This window comes from Novosphingobium sp. BF6, assembly GCF_058273105.1.
The window spans coordinates 1,857,587-1,881,104 of the sequence record NZ_CM177776.1 but is presented as its reverse complement, the minus strand read 5'-3'; the positions used below and the strand labels follow the sequence as shown (position 1 = coordinate 1,881,104).

Genomic DNA, 23,518 nt, shown 5'->3' with positions numbered 1-23,518 from the left:
TGGATCGCTATGGGACCTTACGATGAGGCTAATTGGCATTTCCAAGCTGGTGGATTTTGCGCGGTCGGCGGCCGACGACTTGCGCAATGCCGTGCTCGCCCTGAGCGCGGAGCTTGGAACCGCTAATTGGCAATCGGACGAAGAAGTCAGGATCGCTTTTCCTCGCGCAACATTCACCGGCCGCCGCGTCGAGATTGATCTCGATGAGAAAAACTGCGTGATTGTTGCGTTTGGTTATGAAGTGGGGGTTGTGCTGGTGGAATTTGCAGGACTGAAAGTGGAATGTAACCACACGCCACGAACGACTAAGGGCAAGCGTCGGTGAAAATTACGCCGCTGCGAACCGACGTTCAGTATGAAGCCGCTTTGGCTCGCGTCGCTGACCTTATTGGCCACACTGACGAAGCATCGCTTGATGAAATTGAAGTGTGGACCACGCTCATAGAGCGATACGAGGAGCCAAGGTTCAAGCTGGATCTGCCTTCTCCGGTCGCCGCTATCCGCTTTCGAATGGAACAGGCTGGCCTCAAGCCCAAGGATCTTGAAGCGATCTTGGGTTCAAGGTCTCGGGTGTCCGAGATACTTTCAGGCAATCGTCCGCTTACGCTGGATATGATCCGGGCGCTCAACAAGCACCTGCAAATACCTGCTGAAGTGTTGATTGGTACCGAAGCCACGGAGGTCGTTGCCAAGGCTCCTACTCTTTCGGCCGCTGCGCTGAAGAAGCTGCGTGACCTTGGAGCGATGAAGGCTCGCGAGACATTTGAAGCATTTACGGAGCGTGCATTTGGTCAAAACCAGTTGCCTGCTCTACTTCGAAAGACCCGTACCGAGCGAACCAACGCCAAAACGGACGACGCAGCGCTAGCGGGCTGGCTAGCAGCCGTAACGTTAATCGCTGAAGGTGTGCAGGTTGAAAAGCCGAAGCGTAAGGTGAAAGGGGCTGAGCTTGCTCGAAAGCTGGCAAAGCTCAGTGTGAAAGCAGATGGGCCTCTTCGCGCACGTACGGAGTTGGCGGCGGTTGGAATTGTCCTCGTGACCCTTGAGCACCTTCCAGGGACCTATCTCGATGGTGCGGCGATGTGCCGATCTGACGGAACTCGCGTAATAGCTCTGACGCTGCGACACGATCGGATCGACAATTTCTGGTTCACCCTGCTTCACGAGCTTTGCCACGTAACGGAACATCTTAGCAAAGACCGCACGCTTATTGTCGATGATTTAGAGCTCAGAAGCTCCGACGATCTCGAAGATGAAGCTGATGCCTTCGCTCGAGAAGCGCTGATTCCGTCAGAGGTTTGGATGGCGAACGTATCGCCTGACCTTGGAATTCAAGATGTGAAGCGCATCGCCAGGAAGGCTGGGGTCAATCCCGCCATTGTCGCTGGTCGCTGGCAGCGCGAGCATAACGATTATCGCCGTTTCTCGAAGATTTTGGGAAGAGGTGAAGTTCGTAGTCAGGCGTGGTGATAAATTTGCGGCTGAGAATCGCGCGCACCGCCAGTAAGTATAACATTCGACCTTTTTGATAATGATGATGAGGATGAGAGAGTGTCGCCCTTTGCCGCTGACTTATGGGGCATGGAAGTTTACGACGAGGTGTTGGTTAGGGCTTTGACGGGTAGCCTTGGGGGTGGCGAAGGTCACGTATATGTGGTTATTCAGTTGCTTGCAGCCAATTAAGAAATATTGGACGACCAACATCAAGGGGAGAAAGCGTGACACGGACGCCGGGAAGGACCCACTCGTTTTCGGTCCAGGGGGTCGCGAGAAGCTTCAGATCTGACTGGCAGTTCCTGATCGGAGCGTCGCGGATGAGCAGCGCCCTTTCTCTGGCGACACTGTTCTCCGTTATTGCCATTGTCACCAAGTTCGCCGACTTGGTCAGCCTCGGCGTATATGCCCTCGGTTGCTTCATCGCCGCCGTCGTCTTTTACGCAGTGGCAATCGGCATCATCAAGTTCCGCGCGCCTCTGATCTGCCCCCTTCAGAGTGGTCCAAAATCTCTGTTATTTTGGACCATCGAGGAGTTTGGAAATGGGCAAGAGGCACAAACCGGAAGAGATCATCGGCAAGTTGCGTGAGGCGGAGATCGTGTTGGCACAGGGCGGGACGACCGCGGACGCGTGTCGGCGGATCGCAGTTACCGAGCAGACCTATTATCGTTGGCGCAAGGAATATGGGGGCCTGAAGACCGACCAGGCACGGCGCATGAAGGATCTGGAGAAGGAGAATCTGCGGCTACGGCGGGCGATCTCTGACCTGACGCTCGATAAACTGATCTTGCAGGAGGCGGCCCGGGGAAACTTCTGAGCCCTGCGCGCCGACGGCGGTGCATTGATCATGTACGCGGCACCTTGGCAGTATCCGAGCGCAGGATATGCCGGGTGCTTGGCCAGCATAGATCGACGCAGCGCAAGATGCCGCGCGGGGCGGATGACGAGGAAGCGCTGACCGCCGATATCGTGGCCTTGGCACGGCAATACGGTCGCTACGGCTATCGCCGGGTGACGGCGCTGCTGCGCGATGCGGGGTGGGCGGTGAACCGCAAGCGCGTCGAGCGTATCTGGCGGCGCGAGGGCCTGAAGGTGCCGCAGAAGCAACCCAAGCGGGGGCGGCTATGGCTGAACGATGGTTCGTGTATCCGGCAGCGCCCCGAATATCCGGGACACGTCTGGGCCTATGACTTCGTCGAGGGCCGTACCCACGATGGCCGCAAGTTCCGCATCCTGACGATTATCGATGAAGCCAGCCGCGAATGCCTCGCCCTGATCGTGGCGCGGCAACTCAAACACGAAGACGTGCTGGCGGCTCTGGCCGACCTGTTCATCGAGCGCGGTCCGCCTGCCAATATCAGGTCCGATAATGGCAGCGAATTTATCGCGACGGCAGTCCAGTCATGGCTGGGCCGGATCGGGGTGAAGACGCTCTACATCACCCCGGCGTCACCATGGGAGAACGGCTACAACGAGAGCTTCAACGGCTCGCTTCGTGACGAGTTACTCAACGGCGAGATCTTCTACAGCCTCGCCGAGGCGAAGGTGCTGATCGAAGCCTGGCGGAGACATTACAACACAATCCGTCCTCACAGCAGCCTCGGTTACCGACCGCCGGCACCAGAAACAGCTTCTCCGCCATTGCCGCCTTCCGGTTCCGCTTCGCTCCACCTCCAGGCGGCAATGGCAACGGAGGCAACAATGCACTAACAATCGCTACGGACCACTCAGTGGGGGCCGATCATGACTGATACTGATGGATTCCCGGCCCCCGCGCATCGCGCTAATCGCCGAATTTTGAGTAAGCCTCGTTACATTGCCGAGAGTCCGCGTCTATATCAATCCATCCCTCAGCCCGGTCTTTCGCAGGGAAGGCAGTTGCCAGTGGTGGTGCGGAGCAGCGGAGACATGGTGGTGCGATGATTCTGACCGAGATATTGCTGCCCGAGGGTGCGCTCGATAACGCGACCGATGCGGTCGAGAATTTTCGGTGGCTCGTCGATACCACATCGCCGCGCGAGGTTCTGTGGTCGCCCGATGGGACCGATGAGGTTGTGAATCTCTATTTTGCTCTGTGGTATGAAGGGGAAGTCAACAATGGCGGGCATGCCCAGTTCGTCAGCAACAGCGACAATCAGCGGCCGATTGCAATCGCGGCGCAGAACGGTCTGCGGCTGATTGGCGCGCAGCCTTACGAGCGTTTCGTGGAATCGACAATCGCCTGGGCGCAACACCATTCCGATGAAGTCGCGCGCGTGCTGAATTGGTCGGAGCTGCCGCTATTCCAGCCACCAATGTTGACCCAGTTGGATGATCTGTTCTTCGCTGAAAAAGGCGATCATCAAGTTCGGGACTATGCTCTTGCATGGCTCCGCCTGTCGCCGCGAGTAAGCGTAATTCCGAAAGAAGCTTTCAACGAGGCGGTTCTCAAGCATCAGGCGAAACAGGCTTGAAGCAAGCCTGCGCACAACTCCTGATAGAGGGGAAGCTGTCTGGCCCCGCGACAGCTATTTCGACAGTGATGCCGAACGCGACCGGTCAGCAACGCTCCAATGTCGTCATAGAGCATGATGACGAACGTTCCCAACATTTGCCATTCTTTCAGCTATGTAGCTTCGCGACTCCAAGCAGAAATATCAGAGCGGGAAAGAAAAAGGCAGGAAATGCCAGCAACCTTACGCTGCCGTAACCTAAGCGATCTAACGCTAACTGCCCTAAAAACATCGCGCCAAGGGTCGGCAAGATGACGGCTCCCATCACGGCGAAGCCCTTCCAATGGCAGGGAATGTAGCTGATTCCCATCCTCTCGAACCAGATTTCGCGCTCCAAGGTCACCTCGTTATGTCCGCTAGCAGCATGATAGCGCCGGAAGCGGTCAGACCGCAAACCACCCATTTCCGTCATGGGTGGCGCGCATCCGCACTGCCAAAACCGGAACGGCAGGATTGCACGATTTTAATCCGAAAGGTGCCTGACCGGACCGAGCGCCGACATTGCGGACCTAAGCATCCCGCCAGTAGCGGACGCTCCATTCGGGTAGCTCAGACGCGACGGCACCAGCTAACAAGCGTCCTTGCTCTTCGAACGCTTGTTCGTCCGATGCTGACGCAAATCCCGAGGCCCTCGGATCATCATGATCCAAGGTTGCATCGTATGTGCCTGCCCAAGCCCACAATTCGGTGACTAGTTGCGGGCTGACGGCAAGGTCTTCCGGCTTGATTTCCCCAACTCGCCCCGCCTCGTCCCACCAGAGAGGCGCGCATTCGTAATCCGTCATGACCTTGATTTTCATCGCCGCATGATGATGAAGGGCAGACACTAAGGCAACGTCCGCTTCCCCCGACTTAGCTGACTTTCACGTCGCCTCTGTGGCGCCATGAAAGCGGCCGATCGCTGGGTTGGCCACAATCTGAACGGATGGACGCTACGCAGGGGGCGGATCGAGACCCTCTACGACCAAAATGTCGGCGGAATCGGTGCTTTTGGCCCGCGAGCGATGCTTCAGTGGAGTATACTCCGGCTGGCAGTTGATGCCAATGGAGAAGCGCCATGGGACATTCAGACTTAGATCCTGCCGTTCATGAGCGGCGCCCTTGGAACGCAGGCCAGAATGTGGGGCCAAAACGTCCCCTGAAACTACGCGACATCTGGGCCATCCGGTTTTACCTCGATGAGAACAGGCGACTGCGCGACCGAGCCCTATTTGACCTTGCCATCGACAGCAAGCTACGCGGCTGCGATCTCGTGAAAATCAAGATCGGGGATATTGTCAGCCGAGGCAGCATCCGCAACCGCTCGACTGTTATCCAGCAGAAGACTGGAAAGCCCGTCCAGTTCGAGATCATGACAGAAGCGCGAAAGAGCCTGACGGCATGGCTCGACAGGCGCGGTTGGAACATAGACAACTTTGTGTTCCCGAGCCGTGTCGACTATCTCGGTCACCTGAGCACGCGGCAGTACGCACGACTCATCGACGAATGGGTCACCACGGTCGGGTTGGACAAGCGGGAATACGGCACGCACTCGATGCGACGTACAAAGGTCTCGCTCATTTACAAGGCGACCGGTAACCTGAGAGCGGTGCAGATCTTGCTGGGACACGCCAGCATCGAGAACACCGTGCGTTACCTCGGCGTGGATATCGACGATGCTCTCACTTTATCGGAGCGCACCGAAATCTGAACTGCGTACCGGCTCCGCGATTATCTCGAGGAGCCGGCATACTGCCTTTGACGGTCGACAAGGTAACGGCAAGGCGAATGCGTCTTGGGGGCTGCTATGGCAACGCAATAGGGCATTTCCGCGTCCACATCGAAATTGATGTGTTCGGCCGAAGAGGCTGTCCGACTCCGGCGGAGGTGGCGGAATAGCCGTCCTTTGATGCGGACTGTCTCCCAACAGAAAGTCGGCTGCTAGCTGATCGGCAGAAGCGGTCATAATTTGCTCAAGCACAAATATGATGGATTTGATTCGCTGAACTCAACTCAATATTAACCACAATGGCTCTGACAGTGATAATGGCGGCCTATATTTTGCGCGGAAATATCTTCCGGTCGCTAGGCAATAATTGCCGATTTGTGGCGGTGTGGTTAATATCATCTTTCTGGATTTCAAATTTGTAACCGAGTTTGTAATTCAACATTAATTTTGACTGTCGACCCGTCAGCCGCCTGTGCTTAGTTCACAAGTCTAGTGGGCGCCGATCAGTAACATTCTGGTTTTATTTCACATTAAGCGCCCGGCGGGGAATTGGTGTGCGCAAGAATATCGGCGGGACATGGAGATTGGCGCTCCTTCCCGCATTGTCTGTGGTTCAGATTTGCGGTTCGGCGCAGGCACAAACGGTTCCGGGGCAAGTCAACCGCGACGCGCAGCGCATCCTCGAACAGCAGCAGCAGCAGGCGCGGGAACGCGCCGATCAGTTCCAGGACAGACAAGATCGCCCTCCGTCCGGCGACGTGGTGGAGCGATCCCCCGAGGCTGCCCCGTCCGATGGGGGATGCACGGCGATCCACGCCGTCCGCATCGTCGGCATGTCCCGCTACCGTGATGCCAACTTCGAGGAGGAGATCGCGCCGCTCAAGGGCGCGTGCACAAGCATCTCCGCGATCGATCTTGCGCTGCGCGCCATCACCAATCGGTATGTGAAGGACGGGTTCGTAACGTCGCGGGCTTTCGTCGGACCGCAGGATCTCAAGGCCGGCACCCTTACTATCACCGTGATCGAAGGGCGCGTCAGTAACCTGAAGGCGGTGGCCGATCCTGAAGGCGGCAAACGCTACGCGCCGCGAGAAATCGCCGCGGCATTTCCGACAGGCTCCGGCAAGACCCTGAACCTGCGCGCGCTTGAACAGGGCGTCGACCAGCTCGCCCGCATGGGCAAGGGCGATCCCAAGATCGATATCGCCCCCGGCGAAACGCCGGGAACCAGTACGGTGCTGATCAAGCGGCAACCGCTGGCCCGCTGGATCAGGCCGTCGCTGGCCTTCAACAATGAAGGGGGCGCGAGCACGGGTCGCTGGCAGGGCACCGCAGGCCTCGACGTGGATTCGCTCCTGGGCTTCGGCGAGGCGTGGTCGTTTTACTATCAGCGCAGCCTCCAGCATGGCGCAGAGCGCGGCAGCCACGCACTCGGTGGCTTCGTGGCGCTTCCCCATGGCTGGTGGACGCTGTCGCTGTCGGGTGGGTCATCAGCCTACCATTCGGTTCTGGAGGGTAATGGCCTGCGTTTCGGGAGCGAGGGGCGCACCTGGAACGGCTCCGCTACGCTCGATCGCATGGTTTACCGGGATGCGATGAACAAACTGTCGATCTCGGCAGGGCTTTCCCTTCTCGATACGGAAAACGCCATTCAGGGCATCCGGCTCCAGACCGGCAGCTACCGGATCGTCACCGCGCAGCTCAGCTCCCGCTGGCAGCGACGGCTCGGCAAGAGCCAGTTCAGCCTTGCTGCCGGCTATGACCGCGGCCTCGATATCCTGGGCGCAAAGACTGTCGATACGGGGCCTGGCGGCGCGATCGGGCGCTATGATCTCGTGACGGGCGAAGCGGCTTTGCAGACACCCCTGGCGATCGGCCCGACACGTCTCACCCATACCGCGCTGGTGCGCGGGCAATGGGGTTTCGACAATTTGTTCCCTGCGCAGCGTTTCAGTCTGGGCGGTTCCTCCACCGTCCGCGGCTTCCGGGATGACGGCATCTCGGGACGCTCTGGCGTGCTGCTGCGCGATCAGCTGAGCTTCGGGATAACCGACGTGGCGAAGTCCAGTCCGCACCTCGCCTCCAGCCTTTCCGGTTATCTCGCCTACGACATCGGTGCGATCAGGTCCCACCAGGACGATCCCTATGAGCGCGGGGTTCTCCAGTCGCTCAGCGCCGGCTTCAAGGCGCAAAGCCGCCACCTCCAGGCGGAACTGTCCATTGCGGTGCCGGTCTCGGCGCCTTCCTGGGTGCGCACCTCGACGGCGCTCGTCAGCACTTCGATCAGGATCCTGCTCTGATGCAAAACGCTTCCTCACCCCGAACCCCGCGCGCCGCTGTCCGCAAAAAGCGCCTGAAGGACACGGCCATGACGACCGCCAAGCCCGCACCCCGGATCGGTCGCGGATCGGGGCGACGGATGCTGGATCTGATCGTCATCGCCGCGCTCACCAGTTCATCGCTTTCGCCGGGATTGCTGGCGTCGGCATCCGCTCAGACCGCCCCGGTCAGGACACCGCCGCTCCAGGTGGCGGGTGGCCGCACCAGCCTCGATGTAACCCCTGCCGGAACCCCGATCGTCAATATCGCCGCTCCCGATCGGAACGGCACATCCTACAACGTCTACACCTCGCTTTCGGCAGGCCCGGAAGGGCTGATCTTCAACAACAGCCCGGCCACCGGACAGAGCACGGTCGGCGGTTACCTGCTGGCCAATCCCAATATCGTGGGCGGAAAATCGGCGGGCCTGATCCTCAACGAGGTAACCGGGACGGTGCGCACGTCGCTTGCCGGCCCGATCGAGGTTTTCGGTCCACAAGCCGCCCTGGTCATCGCCAATCCGACCGGCATCACGTGCGATGGCTGCGGCTTCATCAACACCTCCCGGGTGAGCCTGGCCGCCGCCAATCTGCAATTTGCCGCGGATGGAACGTTCTCGGGCTTCCGGACCAGCGGCGGCGATGTCACCATCGAAGGCCAGGGGCTGCTGGCCGGGAATGTCGATTACTTCGATATCATCGCCTCGGTCGCGCACATCAACGCCGGACTTTACACCCGGGACCTGACGATCGCGGGCGGCACGGGTACTTATGACTACGCGAGCCGCACCGCCAATGGCAGCGGCGCAGGTCCTGCCATCGCGATCGATTCCTCGCTGCTCGGCGGGATGTACGCCAATCGCATCCGCCTGATCGGCAACGGTAGCGGCGTCGGCGTAAATCTCGCAGGCACCGTTGCTGCGCTCGACGGGCCGCTCACCATCACCGCCGACGGCGCCATCGCGCTGGCGAAGGTGGCATCCTCGGCGGATGCCTCGGTCACCTCTGCAAGCGGCAGCGTAACCCTTGCCGACCAGACCTATGCCGGGGGCAACCTGGCGATAGCTGCGGGATCGTCGATCAAGCAGGTCGGCGGGTTCGCCGGAGCGCTTGACGCGGTGAACTTTACGGCGGCAGGCGCCATCTCGCTTGGCGGTAACGGCGCCTATGCCGGTCTCGATGCGGACGGAAATCTCACAGGCCGCAGCAATCTTGCGGTACAGGGCGCGGCCGTCGATACCGGGAACGCCGCGCTTGCGGCCGGCGGCGCAATCGCAATTCGGGGTGACAGCCTCACCACGGGCAGCGGCGGGCAGATCGGCGGCAATGGCCTGTCGATCGACGTTCTGGGCGCGATCGATGCGCGCGGGATCATCCAGTCCTCCGCCGATGCGGTGCTCAAGGCCGACCGGATCGACGTAACCGGCTCGCTCGGCGCCAACGGCGCGTTGAGCCTGAGCGGACGCCAGATCGTTCTGGCCGGGACTGCGACTGGTTTGGCAAGTGCCACGGCAGCCGCCAGCGAGAGCTTTTCCATCACGCCTGCAGGAGCCTTCCAGACCAACGGGCTGGCGCAGATCACGGCGCCGGTGCTGACCAATGCCGGAACGGTTCTGGGCGGTGGCGTCAGGCTAGCGGCGACCTCGCTCAGCCAGACCGGCACGCTGCGTGTCGGCGGCGATCTCGACGCCTCCGTGCTCGGGAGCGCCGCGCTGGGCGGCGTGACACAGGTCGATGGCGAGGCTGTGCTGACGGTGGGCGGCAGAGCGGCGCTGACCGGCCAGGTCGCCGGCGCGAAGTCGCTCTCGGTCAATGCGGGCGCTCTCGCAGTCGAGGGATCGGTTCAGGCGGCCGAGTCCTTGATGCTGCGTTCCGCAAGCGATTTCGCCTCTGCAGCTACGGCGGAGATGCTCGCCAACGGCCCGATCAGCCTTGCGGCGGCGAATGCGCTATCCCTGAACGGCGCGGTCGGCTCGAATGCGGCATTGACGCTGACGGGTACCTCGATCGACCTTACCGGCACTGCGCAGGCCATGGGCGCTTTGGCCCTTACTGCTGATACGCTCGCGCTAGCCGGAAAGGCGCTGGCCGGGGGCGCACTGGACCTGACCGTGCGCGGCGACGCGGCGCTGGGCGGTGTGGTCCAGGCGAACGGCAAGACCACGGTGGCGGTCGGCGGCAAGGCGGCGCTGACCGGGGAACTCGCCAGTGCCAAGGCGCTGGCGCTCGATGCGGGCAGCCTTGCCGTGCAGGGCACGGTCCATGCAGGCGATACGCTGGCGCTGATATCGGCAAGCGATCTCACGGTCGGGACCAATGCCGAGATCGTCGCCGATGGTGCGGCGAGCCTGACCACTGTCAGCGCGCTGGCCCTGAACGGCACGCTGGGTTCGAACCAGACACTGACGCTTGGCGGCAAAGCCGTGGAAATCGGCGGCACCGCGCAAGCCTTGGGCACGCTGACGCTTACTGCGCAGACCTTGGCGCTGTCCGGCAAGGCTCTCTCGGGCGGCGATCTCGCCGCAAGCGTCGGTGGGGCGGCGGATCTTACCGGCACGCTTTCTGCTTCAGGCGACCTGTCGCTAACCGCTGCAAGCCTGAGCACAGGTAAGGCCGCACAAGTCCTCTCGGGCAAGGCGGCGACGCTCACTGCGACGAGCGGTCCGCTGACACATGCGGGCCTGCTCTCGGCAGGCGGCGATGCCACGCTCTCGGCGACCGGTACACTCACACAGAATGGCGTGCTGGAGGCTGGTGGCTTGTTGAAGCTCGCCAGTGGGGCCATGGCTTTTGATGGGCAAACCACGGGTCTGGGCGGCGTCCGGATCGATGCCGACGATTTGACGCTGGGTGCTTCGTCCGACCTGCAATCGGGCGCCGCGCTGACGCTTCATGCCGCAGAAGATCTTGCAGCCGGGGGGCGGATAGTCAGTCTTGGCGGGGTCTCGCTGACCAGCGACGGGGCCTTGCATCAGGCCGCGGCGATCACGAGCAACGGCGCGGTAACGCTTGGCGCGACCACCGATCTCATCCAGGCGGGAACGCTGAGTGCGAGCGGCCCGGTGCGCCTTACCGCAGATACCATCGATAATCGCGGCGCCGTGCTGACGGACGCTACGCTGGACCTGAACGCCAGCGCTTTGCTCACCAACAGCGGCGAACTCAAGGCTGGCGGCGCGCTGACTCTGACGGCGCCCGAACTCAGGTTGGGCGGTACGGTCGCAACCAACGCGGTCTTGGGGCTGAATGCGCCGACCGTGACGATTTCCGGCACGGCATCGGGCCTGACGGGCATTGCGAGCACGATCGGCGAGCTGACTGTGACGGCGAGCGGCGCCTTGCAGAGCGGCACGGCGCTGATCCTCGACCTTGCCGGGTTCGATAACGCCGGGCTCATTTCCAGCAGCGGGCCGCTGCGGATCGGCAGCACCGGGGCGTTTGCGAACAGCGGCCAGATCGTGTCCGAGGATGCGCTGACCCTCGATGCCCGCGGCGATCTCCTCTCGTCGGGGCTGCTACAGGCAGGCACCGACCTTGCCGCGGTAGTTGCCGGCAATGCGCAGCTTTCCGGCACGCTTTATGCTGCAGGCGACCTCGACCTTACGGCCGCGAGCCTCGCGTCCGCTGGCAGCATGGCTGCTGGGAACACCCTGACAATCACCGCGAGCGGCGATGCCGACTTTGCCGCGACGTCTGCGACCTATGCCAAGGTCGATCTTGGCGTGACCGCCAGTAATCTGATCACGGCGGGCGCGCTCCAGAGCGAGGGCACGCTTATCCTTGGGGCGGGGCAAACCCTCGCGCTGGGCGGCTCCGTGCAGGCCAGCGGCGTGACCACGCTGAATGCCGGGACGGGTGCCACGCTTACCGGCACACTCGCTAGCGGCGAAGCACTCTCCTTCACCGCGCCCGAGATCGCGGTGTCAGGCCAGATCCTCGCCAACGACACCGTCAACCTGCTGGCCGATGCCCGCAACCTGACCCTCAGCGGCACGATCCAGGCGGGCAGCGATGTGTCGCTCACCGCGCTGAAGCGGCTGACTATCGGCACGCCGGCAAACGGTTCGGGATCGACGGGCGGCGGTTCCAGCAGCGGCTCCAGCGGCGGCTCATCCGGTTCGGCAGGTGGGAGCGGTTCCTCGGGCAGCGACAGTTCGACTGGTGGCAGTTCGGGCAGCAGCGAGCCAAGCGGCTCTACCACCTCGCTCACGCTCGACGTTCCGCAACTGGCGGATTCCACCGGCGGCAGCACGATGTTAGCGTTGCCGGGTACACTCGCCTCGAACGGCGCGGTTGCGCTCACCGCCGAAGATATCGACGTATACGGCCTGGTGTCGGCTGCGGGTGACCTCACCGCGCTGGCGAGCCATGTCCTGAATGTCGAGGGCAGTGTCTGGGCCGACGGCAAGCTCACCGCCGACCTCGGCGGCCTGTCGGTGGGCAGCACCGGCACGCTGGCCTCGGCGGGGGCACTCAAGGTGACCGCGCTCGGCGATATCGCCAATCTTGGCACGATCGCCTCCAATCTCGCAGATGTCACGCTGTCCTATGGCGGGGCGTTCACCAATGCGGGGACGGTGTTCGCCAAGGGGGCGTTTACCGTCGACACGGCCGCCGACTATGCGGCCGCCGGGACGATCTCGGCCGACACGATCAAGATCGCCGCACGCGATATCACGCTTGCCGGGACGTTGATCGGGACCAGCAGCCTCGACCTGTCGGGCCGCACGCTCGCGCTCGGTGCAAGCAGCGATGTGCAGACTGGCGGCACCCTTTCCCTGACGGCTTCTCGCGATCTCTCGCTTGCCGGCAAGCTGCTGGGCGGTGCCTCGACGCTGCATGCGGGCGGCGCTCTGTCGCTGCTGAGCGGCGCGGATATCCAGGCGAGCGGCATCCTGTCGCTGACCGCGCTGGGCTACCTGTCGAGCGCGGCAGGCAGCACGATCGTGGCGGACAAGGGGCTGACGCTCTCGGGCGCCGGTCTCTCGCTGAACGGCAATGCCGTCAGCAACGCCGTCCTGGGCCTCGTCGGCACCGGCGGTGCCAAGATAGGCGGCCAGTTGACAGCGCTGGGCGATCTGACCGTGCACTCAGCGGGCAGCCTCGATCTGACCGGTGTCCTGGCCGGCGGCGGCAAGCTCACGCTTACTGCCGGTGCGACCACGCTGGGTGCCGCCTCCATCCTGCAGGCGGGTGACACGCTCTCGCTGACGACGGGCGGGCTCACCGCCGCGGGGATCCTTCAGGGCGTGAAGGGCGTGACGCTCGCCAGCACCGGCGATGCCTACCATACCGGCACCTTGATCGCGGGCACCGTCGATGCCGGCAGCGGCGCGGTGACAAGCCTTGCCGATCTCACGCTTTCCGCGACCGGCCTGCTTGACCTTCAGGGCGAAGTCAGCGCTACCGGCAACGGCATGCTGTCGGCAGGAACCCTGGCGGCAGGCGGCAACCTCGTTACGCTCGGCAACCTCGACATGACTGCCGCCACGCTGGGCACCAGCGGCACGCTGCAGGCCAACGGCGCCTTGACCGCTCGCGGCACGCAGAGCGTCACCCTGGGCGGCACCCTGTCCGGGCTCTCGAGGCTGACGGTCACCAGCGGCGGCAATCTTGCCCAGAACGCGGCGATCGGCTCGAACGGCGCGCTCACGCTCGATGCCGCCGGCGCTCTGACCCATGCCGGTACGACGATGGCCGTCGGTGCCATCGCCCTCAAGGGCGGTTCGCTCGCTCTCGGCGGCACCGTCAGCGGGAACGGCGCGCTTGGGCTCACCAGCGCCACCGGCAACACGGACATTGCCAATGGCGCGGTGCTGTCGGCGGGCGACTTCTCATTGACGTCAGCCGGCGATGCCAACGTCGCCGGCACGATCGTTGGCACCCGGCAGCTCGTTACCGATATCAGGGGCACCCTTTCGCTGACGGCGGCGGGCATGCTGCAGACCGGTACGAGCGATGCTGCGGGCAATGTGATCAGCGTCGGCCAGATGACGCTCGGTGCAGGGACGACCATCAACAACGCCGGCTTGCTGTACTCGACCGGCGGGATCGCCTTCAACAGCCCCGGTTTCGTCAACACCGGCACGGTCAGCACCGGAGCCGATATCAACCTTGTGGCCCAGACCCTTTCGCTGGGGGGGACCTTCCAGTCGCTGGGCAACATATCGGCGAGAACGACCGCAGGCGCTCTCGAAGTAAGCGGCGGACTGGAAGGGCGTAATCTCACCCTGTCCGCCACGGGCGGCGATATCACGCTCGGCAGCGCCTCGCACCTGACCGCCTATGGCACCGGCACCGACGGTAAGCTCAGCCTGACCGGTAGCGGGGCGATCAGCGCCATGGGGGTGATCGCCGCCAATAACGACGTAACGCTTAACGCCGCGCTCGGGATTACCATAAGCGCGGACCGGGCCGGGAGCGTCGCGCTTGCCGGGGCCGGCAATGTCACGATTGCCGCAGGCGGCGCAGTGACGAACCGGGGCAGCGTACAGGCAGGCAAAGCCCTGACGCTCTCCGGTGCGAGCCTCGTCAGCAGTGGCCTCCTGGCCGGTGATACGCTCACCGCGACCACCACCGGCAATATTACCCTGTCGGGGGCAGCCTACGGCCAGAACGGCGCGACGCTCGTCTCCACTGGAGGTACTCTCTCGGTCGGTAGCGCGGCCAGTGTGCAGAGCCTCGGTGCCGTCACCTTGCGCGCGGCGGGCGATCTTACCAACACCGGCCTGATCGGTGCGGGCGCACAGGGCGCCGGGACGCCGCTCGGCGCCATCAGCCTTACCAGCGGCGGCACACTTCGTTCCACCGGCGCGATCGTCTCCAACAACGCTACGGTGGCGCTCACTGGATCAACCATTGTGTTGGGCGGCAAGCTTGCCGGGAACGGCGGCACTTATGCTGCGACGGGCCTTACGCTTGATGCTGCCGCGCTGACGGTGCTCGACGGCGGCGAAGTCGTCGCGAACCAGGCATTGACCTACAACGGCACCGATCTGACGCTGGGCAGCGGGGCCTTGCTCCAGTCGAACACGGCGATGACCCTGACCCTGGATGGTGCCTACCGTTCTGCGGGAACCCTGGTGTCGCTCGGCGATCTGTCGCTTTCCGCCGGCAGCGCGCTGACCAATCTTGCCGGAGCAGGAATCTTCGCCGGTGGTTCGGACGCAAACCGCAGCGGCGGCACACTTTCGCTCACCGGTGGCACCATCGACAATGCCGGAACTATCGTCGTGGCGGCAAGCGAGAGCGGGGGCAAAGGTAGCGCCGCGCTCGCTGCCGGCTCGATCGTCAACATCGGCCTGATCCATGCCGACAGCAGTCTTGGCCTGTCCACCGCGAACCTCAGGATCGAGGGCACCGCCGCCGCCGTCGAAAGCGGCGCGGCGCTTTGGCTCGACATTCCCACTGTCACGCTGGCAGCAGGCGGGACGCTCAAGAGCGCCGGCGACCTGACGCTCACTTCGACTTCGTTTGTCAATGGCGGCGCCATTCTTTCGGGCGGGGCGCTTGCCATCACCGCTCGCAGCAGCTTTGTCTCGCCCGGCACGATTGGGGCGGCGCAAGCCGTAACCCTGCGCAGCAACGCGGGCATGACGCTGGATGGCGCGGTCTCTTCGGACGGGGGGCGTCTTTCGGTCATAACCTCCGGTGCGCTCAAGCTGGGGGCGAACGCAGGCCTTTATGGCAAGACCGGTCTGACCGCCGAGGCCGGTAGCATCGATATCGCCGCGGCTGCGAGCCCGGCCAATATCGCCATGGCCTCGCACGGCGACATCACTCTGACCTCGGCTCAGGGGCTGACGCTCGGCGGCACCATAGTTGCCGATGGGAGCGTGTCGCTGACCGGCACGAGCGGGATGACGCTTGCCGCAGGCAGCCTTATCTCGGCGGGGAGCGCTCAGGCGGCTCCCTCGATCACTGGTAGCAATATCACGCTGAGCGGACCTCAAGTTTCCAGCCTCGGCACCCTGACCGCGACCGGAGGGCTTGCCTTCAAGACCGGCGCCCTGACTGTGGGCGGCAGCGCGGTCGCCAATGGCGACATCACGCTTGCCAGCTTCGGGGGCGGCGCTGCGCCAACGCTTACCGTGGGGCAGGGCGGAACGCTTGCCAGCTATCTCGGTAACGCCAACCTCGCCGCGCTGTCGGGCCTTACCCTGGCGGGTTCGTTGATCGCCAGCAGCGGCGACGTAACCCTGACCACACCTTCCGCGACGATTACCGCGACCGGCAAGCTGGGTGCGGGGCGCAACGTATCGCTCACAACCGGAGTGCTCGACCTGGCGGCGGGCGGAGAGATCGCTGCTACGAACGATCTCTCCCTTGCCGTCACGGGAAGCCGTGCTGGCGGCACTGTCGCGATCAATGGCGTGTCCTACGACCTCACCGGGACGCCGGTCTCGGCGGCGATCTTCGGCAAGCTGAGCGCGGGCCGCAATCTCTCGCTGACCATGCCGGGCGCGCTGGTGATCGGCGGGACGGCGCAGCTTGTCGCCAGCAACGACATGTCGATCGGCGCGGGCCAGGCGATCATCGGCGCGCGCTATACCGCGGACGGTGCGGGGCAGCCGCTAACACTTGGCGTGATCGCGGGCCGCGATCTTGTGCTGACCGGCGGGCTGACGCTCGACGGCAGCATGCAGGCCGGGCGCGACCTCACCGTGACCGCAAACGGGGCGGGCGTGACCAGCACGTCGGCCGCACAGTTCGTCGCGGGCAACAACCTGAGCCTGTCGGGGGCCTCGCTCGCGCTTGCCGGGTTCAATTCCGGCGAGATATCCGTCAGCTTCTCCTCTCCCGGGAACGTGACGCTTTCCGGGGCGAGTGTGTCCAATGGCCGGATTGGGCTGGCTGCCAACACCGCCACCGTAACCGGCAGCGGCTCGCTCACGACTTATGGTGGGGCCGGCAACCTGACCGGGGTCGGCCGCAATGTTGGCGCTTCGGCGAACATCGGTCTTGAGACGACCGGCGATCTTACCAACAACGGCGCGATCTGGTCGGATGGTGTGGTGTTCCTCAAGTCTGCCGGCGGCAATATCGTCAACAACGCCGGCGGTGCGAACGGCGGGATCACGGGTCTCACCGTCATAACCCAGGCCGACAGCGGTTCCTTCCTCAACCAGGCAGGCGCTTTCAAGGCGGCCAATGCCGGATTGTTCCTGAACAGCGACTTCAACAACAGCGGCAGTTTCGCGCCCTCGGGCAACTACTGGATTTCTGCGGCGAACATCATCAACTCCGGCCTTCTTGCGGCCTCGGGCGATCTCACGCTCACGGCTGCGAACACCATCACCAACACCGGTACGATCTACAGCGGCCGCAATCTTACGCTCACTGCCGGCGGCACGCTCGCCAACGATTACGTGGGCGATGATCGGGGTAACGGCCAGCACGGGTTGATCCTGGCGCAGGGCGGCATCGCTATCACTGTGCGCGATGTGGTCAATCGGTCCGCCACGATCCAGAGCCTGGGTGGTAGCATCGGTATCGATCTCACCGGCGGTAGCCTCTCCAACGAGATCAAGGCGTTCAACTTCACGCCTGAGGTTCTGCGAATCAGAGTTTGCCGACAGGGCACGAAACTGAATTGTACGGAGCCCGATTGGGAGCAACTGGAAACCGGAGGCTTCAACCTTTCAGGCACCACGGGAACCGCAACCATTTCGGCAGCCGGGGATATCCGCATCAACGCCGGCGGCGGCAATATCACCAATCGCAACTCGGCCATTCTCGCAGGCGGTTCGATTGCGATCACGACGACAGGAACCGTCAGCAACATCGCGGATCTGCTCGTCAAGGCGACGGTTTCGACAAAGGCAAACGGCGACCCTTATGTCACCGGCACCTCGAACAGTTTCATGCCGAACGCGCCGACGCTGATACAGGCGGGCGGCACCGTTTCCATCCAGGCGGGCTCGTTCGACAATATCCTGAACAACCGGATTAGTCCGGATTCCTTCCCCGCGCTGGCGCCGACCGAACATGCCGGCACCTCCGGTCCCAGCAACGGCAGCCCGGCTACCGGCAGTACCGGCAACAGTGCTTCGGGTTCGACCCGAGCAGCTAACCTTGGGTCTGGTGCAGGCGTCCTGATCGGCGGCGGTAGCGCTTCGCCATCCGGCACCTCAAGTCAGAGCTCCGGTAATTATGTCACTTCCGCACAAACCGTGGGTACCGCCGGAAAGGCCTCGATTTCGGTAGGCGGCAACGCGAGCGTCACTGAGGCTCAGCGGAGCCAGGTCAATGGCCCAGGAAATGCCGAAGCCGTTGCTGCGCTGACGGGAGTCGCCGCGCTTGGGCGTGACGGCAGTACAAGTGCCACGGGCTCTGTCGGTGCCGTGTCCGGCGTCGATGGTGCCGCACAAAGCATGGGCTTTGTTACGACCTCACTTGAGCAGACGGGCATCGGTGGCGGTAGTGCTGCTGCGGTTTCAGGAGCCAGGAACGTGACGACCGGCGGCGGCAGTGCTGGTATCGGATCAGGATCCGGTGGATCGCCGCTGACCGCTCAGCAGGTCTATGGTTTCAGAGGCGCAAGCCTGCCCAGTGTCAGTAGCCAGAACTTCGGCGCATTCCTCGGCACGTTCCTGACGAGCCTCAACCTGACGGGTCAGAAGGGCGGAACAGGTTTTGCGAGCAATGGCTCGTTGTTCACCTATGCCAGCAATCCGAATTCTGCCTATCTCTTTACCACGAGCGCAGCGCTCTCCTCCGAGGCGGCGCTGTACGATTCCTCGTATTTCTTCGATCAATTGAACCTTGATCGTGCGACCACCTACACCCGGCTTGGCGACGGTCTGTTCGAGGCCATGCTGGTTTCCAGACAGGTCCAGGCCGAAACCGGCAAAGCGCAGCTTCAGGACTACGGCTCGGCGCTCGATCAGTATCAGGGCCTGCTCAAGAACGCCGCCGATGTGCAGAGCGACCTTGGCCTCAGCCTCGGCATGGCGCTCACCGACGATCAGGTGGCGAAGCTCACCGCACCGATCCTCTGGTATGTCAGCACGAACGTCGATGGCCACGATGTCCTGGTGCCTGTGCTCTATCTCTCTGCGTCGGATCCGAAGGCGATCAGCGGTGGTGCGCTCGTGGGCGGCACCAATGTCCTGATCACGGCCAACGGCGGGATCACCAACAGCGGCACGATCAAGGCGAACGAAATCGCCGCGCTCGCGGCCAACGGCGGCGATCTGGTCAATGCCTCGGGCGGCGTGATCGCGGGCGGAACGGTGATCGCCAAGGCCGCGCAGGACATCGTTCTGCAAGGCGGCAGCACGATCACCGCGAATGGCGCGGGCACCTACACGCTGGCGGACGGCCAGACCCTGTCCGGCGGAATCGCCTCGCTGACCGCAGGACGGGACATCGTCAGTTCGACGATCGCCACCAGCAGCGCCGCCGGTGGGACCGACCGTATCGGGAACGGCCAGTTCACCGTCACGGCAACGATGACGCAAGGCGTGGCCGGCGCAGCGGTCGATGCCGCATCGGGCCTTCAGCTCAACGCGGGGAGCAACATTGCGCTGAATGCCGCGCAGCTCTCCTCCGGCGGTTCCGTTAGCCTGATGGCCGGACAGGACGTGACGCTCAGCGGCAGTGTCGCAATCGCCACGACCACCGAGTTCGAACGCACGGGCAAGCGCACCTATTCGGATAGCACGAGCACGCAGGAGACCTACATCGGCACCAGCATCACCGCTGGTGGTCCGGTGCAGATCGGTGCCCTGGGCGGAACGCTCTCGATTACCGGTGGCACGATCACGACGACCGACAAGGCCGCGGGCACCATCGATCTGTACGGCGCCCAGGGTGTCAACATCAATGCGGGCCAGGAAACCGGCACGCTCGAGCAGTTCGAGAAAACCGGCAAGCGCAGCAAAGTCACGACGACGGCCACCAGCACGACCAACAGCCTCGCCGCGATCGAGGCGGCAGGCGCGCTTTCGATATCGACGCCCGGTGCTCTGACGATCACCGGCGGCAGCCTTACGAGCGGTGATGCGCTGACGGTGGCGGCAGGTTCGGTCACGGTGGACGGGGTGATCGATACCGTCACCAGCGATGTCGCGACATGGAAGAAGAAAAAGGGCTTCGCTTCGTCGAAGACCACCACGACCACCACGAGCACCAACGACCAGACTGTGGTGGGGTCGGTGCTGTCGGGCGACACCATCGGAATCTCGACACCCGGTGCAGTCACGATCAACGGCTCGGCCGTCGTGGCTTCGAACGGCCTTGGCATCACTGCGGGCGGTCCGGTCTCGATCGGGACGATGACCGAAACCGACACCCTGAGCCAGACGGTGAAGGTCAAGAAATCGGGCTTCAGCCTTGGCGGAGGCGGTCTGTTCATCGGCTCGGGCAAGGTCAAGACTACCCTCGACACGGCCGAGACCACCAATGTCGGCTCGCTCGTCGGCACCTCCGGCGGTGACCTCTCAATTGTCTCTGGCGACAAGCTCGCGATTACCGGCAGCCAGGTCGTCGCTCCCGGCGACGTGCTCCTTGCCGGCAAGTCGGTGACCATTGAAAACGTCACCGATACGCTTGATACCACGAGCCGGTCGAAGTCCTCATCGTTTGGTCTGTCAATCAAGCCCTATGAAAACGTTTCCGGGGCCTTGAACAGCCTGGCAGGCCTGCCAGGTAGGATAGGTGACAACGCCTCCGGGGGAGTTGCGCAGACAGGCATCACGGCAGTGTCCGAGGCGCTGCGCTCGACCCGCGCCATGATGACGGCCGTGACCAACACTGCGGGTATCTCGGCAAACCTGGGCTTTTCATCGTCTAAATCGCAAAGTCACACTACCGAAAGCACGGTCGTTGGCTCATCCATTGCCGGTAACAATGTCATCATCGCCGCCACCAATGGCGACGTTACGGTCACCGGATCGACGGTCGCGGGCCAGAATTCGGTCAATCTGTTGGCGAGCAACGATGTCATCCTGAATAGCGCGCAGGAGCATACCGAAACTTCCTCAAGTTCCAGCGCTTCGGGTGCCGGCATCGGCTTTAATCTTGGCGTCGGCATTGTTGGCGGGGTTAACGCTTCGCTTTCGGCGACTTTCAGCCACAGCCATGCCTCGGGAACGAGCGAACAGACGACACAGGTCAATTCCGTAGTCGATGGCGGAGAGCAGCTTACAATAGTCTCCGGACGCGACACCACGCTTTCCGGTGTCAATGCCTCGGCGACGAACGTTCTGGTAGATGTAGGCCGCGACCTTACCCTAGAAAGCCTGCAGGACACAGGCTCGCAATCCAGTTCGAGCTCTAGCGTGGCTTTAGGAGCGACGCTGTCCGGGCCGCAACAGACTTATGGCAAGCCAACCCTGGGCGGCAATGTTGGGGCATCCGTGGGATCTGGCTCGGGCCACTCAGCGGTAGTCACAGACCAGACCTCGTTGATCGCGCAAGGTGGCTCCCTTGAGGCGCATGCAGGCGGAACCACTTCGATCATTGGTGCGGTGATCGCGGCGGTGGATGATGCTGGCAAGGACAGCGGCCAGCTGACCCTCGACACTGATCGGCTGATCGTGAGCAATATCACCGACAGAGCGTCGAGCCATGACGTAAGTGTCGGAGTGTCGGCTAACATCAACGATCCGACACGTAGCGGCGAGCACAACAGCGGCAATAGTCCCGTACTGGACGGAGCCTATGCCAGCACCGGGTTCGGCCAGCAGACCAACGGTACAATCGGCCAAGGCGTGGTAACCGTCGTGGATCCCGCCTCCAGCACCCATCTCCCGGATGTAAACCGCGATCTGGGTCAGGCTCAGGTCGTGACCAAAGACACCGCATCCGGCTTCAGCGTCTATGTTGATGTGGGCGCCGCTAAGGAGCTCGCCGCGCTTGTCAGCGGTGAGACCAGGAACAGTGTCATCCTGCAGGGCGCTGCGGCGCTTGCCAACAATCCGCTCAAGCCTGTTGATGACGTGGTCAATGAAGTGAAGGCCCTCGCCGACAACGAGCCGGGCAACAGCGTCATCGAGCGATTTGCGACGAGCATCGTCCAACTGGTTCACGATCAGGAGGTTCCTAAATACGTGGCCGATCGTATCGGCGGCGACCAGGCTTCCAAAATGCTCGCCGCGATTGTGGGAGAGACACCTCCCACGGCCGAGCAACAAGCGGCACGAGACGGATACGCGCAAGCACAGTCGAACCTCTTGCAGCATCCCGACGATCCCGATGCCAAGCGATCGGTAGCGCTGACATTTGCGGCCCTGCTCGACACAGCGCAGGCCGATCCGCGCCAGCAGGCAGTCGTCGATGATTATCTGGACATGGTCTCGAAAGCCAGTCCGGCAACCGGCGACGGACCGATCCTTGTCAATGGTCACCGAGATTACGTCATCAGCTCGTTGATGGACAATGCGCCCATCTATATCGGCGAAACAAAGGCCAAGATCGGGGACGCTGTCGGGGAGTTTGTCGAGCAGCATCCGGGCGCGGGGCTGCTGCTCAATGTCGCGGGGGTTGTCGGTTCGGTTGCCGACCCTGTCGGGTATGCGGTCAATCTGATCGGCGATCAGGCCAAGGATTTTGCTGCGGGCAAGATCGGCCAAGTCTTCGTCGAATCAGGATGGAGCGATGGCAAGGGGCAGGCTGGCGGCGACGGAACCGTCTTTGCTGTCGGCGTCCTCGCTGGGGGCGCAAGCGCACTGGGCAGCATCAAGCCTGTGGGTAAAGAGACACCCGAGGTGCATGCCCCGCCCGAGTTGCCGATTAATACCTCAGAAGGTACTGCAAATGCGGCAACTGGGCCCAAGTTAGCTCAGCAACTGCGAGATGAAAATCTCGCCAACATCGCCGCTTCGGACCCGCGGCTGGCAACAGCTCTTAATAGGCAGGGCAATTTTGGTATTGGCTCAGGCACAGCGGCTGAGGCAAATCAGTTAGGAAAGAGATGGGTAGGCGAAGGCGCTCGCTTAACTAGTGATCAAACGACTTGTCCAGGTTGTATGATCAGCGCAGATGGTACAAGGCTCTATCGTCCTCCAACGGTTAAGCCGAATGCCCCTGCGTCTGTAAATCCTACTGGGGTTCAAGCTAATTTTCAGGTACGTGATCCCAGTACCGGAAAAACTTTATCAAACGGTCATTTGGTGGTCATCCCATGAATATAATTTTGAAGCATATAGACGTTAATGGGTGGGAGGTATTGGAAAATTACCGTCCAGAAATTGACGAGAATTTTCTTATTAATGTCAATTTGAGAATTGGACCTACTGACCAAGATGGTGCGCACGATTATATTCTGACCGTATGTTCGGTGAGGCGCTTAAGTCATATTATCGACAAAGAGGGTTCCGTTTGCGGAAGGCATATGTTGATTCTAAATCGATTCGATGCCAACGAAATTAGGGGGTTCATAGACAAGATTATCAGGAAATCTGACCGTTCTAATTTTGAGGAATCGTCCAATATACTGGCAAGATTTTTTGCTTGGGAATATGAAGATTATCAAATGTAGAGTGTAATCGTCCTATTCCT

The 23,518-nt window shown here is 62.3% G+C and carries 11 protein-coding genes; 9 read left to right on the top strand and 2 right to left on the bottom strand.

Annotation, left to right across the window (positions count from 1 at the left end; translation table 11 throughout):
* Positions 1-22: 22 nt before the first annotated feature.
* The 5 genes from AC4D6D_RS23225 (at position 23) to AC4D6D_RS23205 (ending at position 3,949) form a co-directional block, all read left to right on the top strand.
* Positions 23-325: a type II toxin-antitoxin system HigB family toxin gene (locus AC4D6D_RS23225; RefSeq protein WP_491327863.1), complete on the top strand. Its 303-nt coding sequence runs from the start codon at positions 23-25 to the stop codon at positions 323-325.
* Positions 322-1,470: an ImmA/IrrE family metallo-endopeptidase gene (locus AC4D6D_RS23220; RefSeq protein ID WP_491327862.1), complete on the top strand. Its 1,149-nt coding sequence runs from the start codon at positions 322-324 to the stop codon at positions 1,468-1,470. Before AC4D6D_RS23225 ends, AC4D6D_RS23220 begins: the two co-directional genes overlap by 4 nt.
* Before the next feature lie 344 nt (positions 1,471-1,814).
* Positions 1,815-2,084 (top strand): hypothetical protein, encoded by a 270-nt coding sequence (locus AC4D6D_RS23215; RefSeq protein ID WP_491327861.1) that lies wholly within the window; start codon positions 1,815-1,817, stop codon positions 2,082-2,084.
* A protein-coding gene (locus AC4D6D_RS23210) for an IS3 family transposase (protein WP_491327196.1) occupies positions 2,038-3,206 on the top strand; the annotation gives its coding sequence in 2 pieces (ribosomal slippage) (positions 2,038-2,299 and positions 2,299-3,206; 1,170 coding nt in all). The genes AC4D6D_RS23215 and AC4D6D_RS23210 overlap by 47 nt, the downstream gene beginning before the upstream one ends.
* A 209-nt stretch (positions 3,207-3,415) precedes the next feature.
* Positions 3,416-3,949, top strand: coding sequence for a DMP19 family protein (locus AC4D6D_RS23205; RefSeq protein ID WP_491327860.1), 534 nt, complete (start codon positions 3,416-3,418; stop codon positions 3,947-3,949).
* Between the two features lie 148 nt (positions 3,950-4,097).
* Here AC4D6D_RS23205 and AC4D6D_RS23200 read toward each other — a convergent pair whose 3' ends face one another.
* Positions 4,098-4,400, bottom strand: a complete 303-nt coding sequence (locus AC4D6D_RS23200; protein ID WP_491327859.1) for a hypothetical protein — start codon at positions 4,398-4,400, stop codon at positions 4,098-4,100.
* Between the two features lie 97 nt (positions 4,401-4,497).
* The gene (locus AC4D6D_RS23195) at positions 4,498-4,788 is read right to left on the bottom strand and encodes an immunity protein CdiI family protein (RefSeq protein ID WP_491327858.1); all 291 of its coding nucleotides are present in this window, start codon (positions 4,786-4,788) and stop codon (positions 4,498-4,500) included.
* Between the two features lie 257 nt (positions 4,789-5,045).
* Here AC4D6D_RS23195 and AC4D6D_RS23190 point away from each other — a divergent pair, with 257 nt between their 5' ends.
* The 4 genes from AC4D6D_RS23190 (at position 5,046) to AC4D6D_RS23175 (ending at position 23,498) form a co-directional block, all read left to right on the top strand.
* Positions 5,046-5,678, top strand: coding sequence for a tyrosine-type recombinase/integrase (locus AC4D6D_RS23190; RefSeq protein ID WP_491327857.1), 633 nt, complete (start codon positions 5,046-5,048; stop codon positions 5,676-5,678).
* A gap of 626 nt (positions 5,679-6,304) precedes the next feature.
* Positions 6,305-7,996: a ShlB/FhaC/HecB family hemolysin secretion/activation protein gene (locus AC4D6D_RS23185; RefSeq protein ID WP_491328803.1), complete on the top strand. Its 1,692-nt coding sequence runs from the start codon at positions 6,305-6,307 to the stop codon at positions 7,994-7,996.
* Positions 7,997-8,064: 68 nt separating this feature from the next.
* Positions 8,065-23,145 carry a hemagglutinin repeat-containing protein gene (locus AC4D6D_RS23180; RefSeq protein ID WP_491327856.1) on the top strand — a complete coding sequence of 5,027 codons (15,081 nt, stop codon included), beginning with the start codon at positions 8,065-8,067 and terminating at the stop codon, positions 23,143-23,145.
* Positions 23,142-23,498, top strand: a complete 357-nt coding sequence (locus tag AC4D6D_RS23175) for an Imm8 family immunity protein (protein WP_491327855.1) — start codon at positions 23,142-23,144, stop codon at positions 23,496-23,498. Before AC4D6D_RS23180 ends, AC4D6D_RS23175 begins: the two co-directional genes overlap by 4 nt.
* Positions 23,499-23,518: the final 20 nt, after the last annotated feature.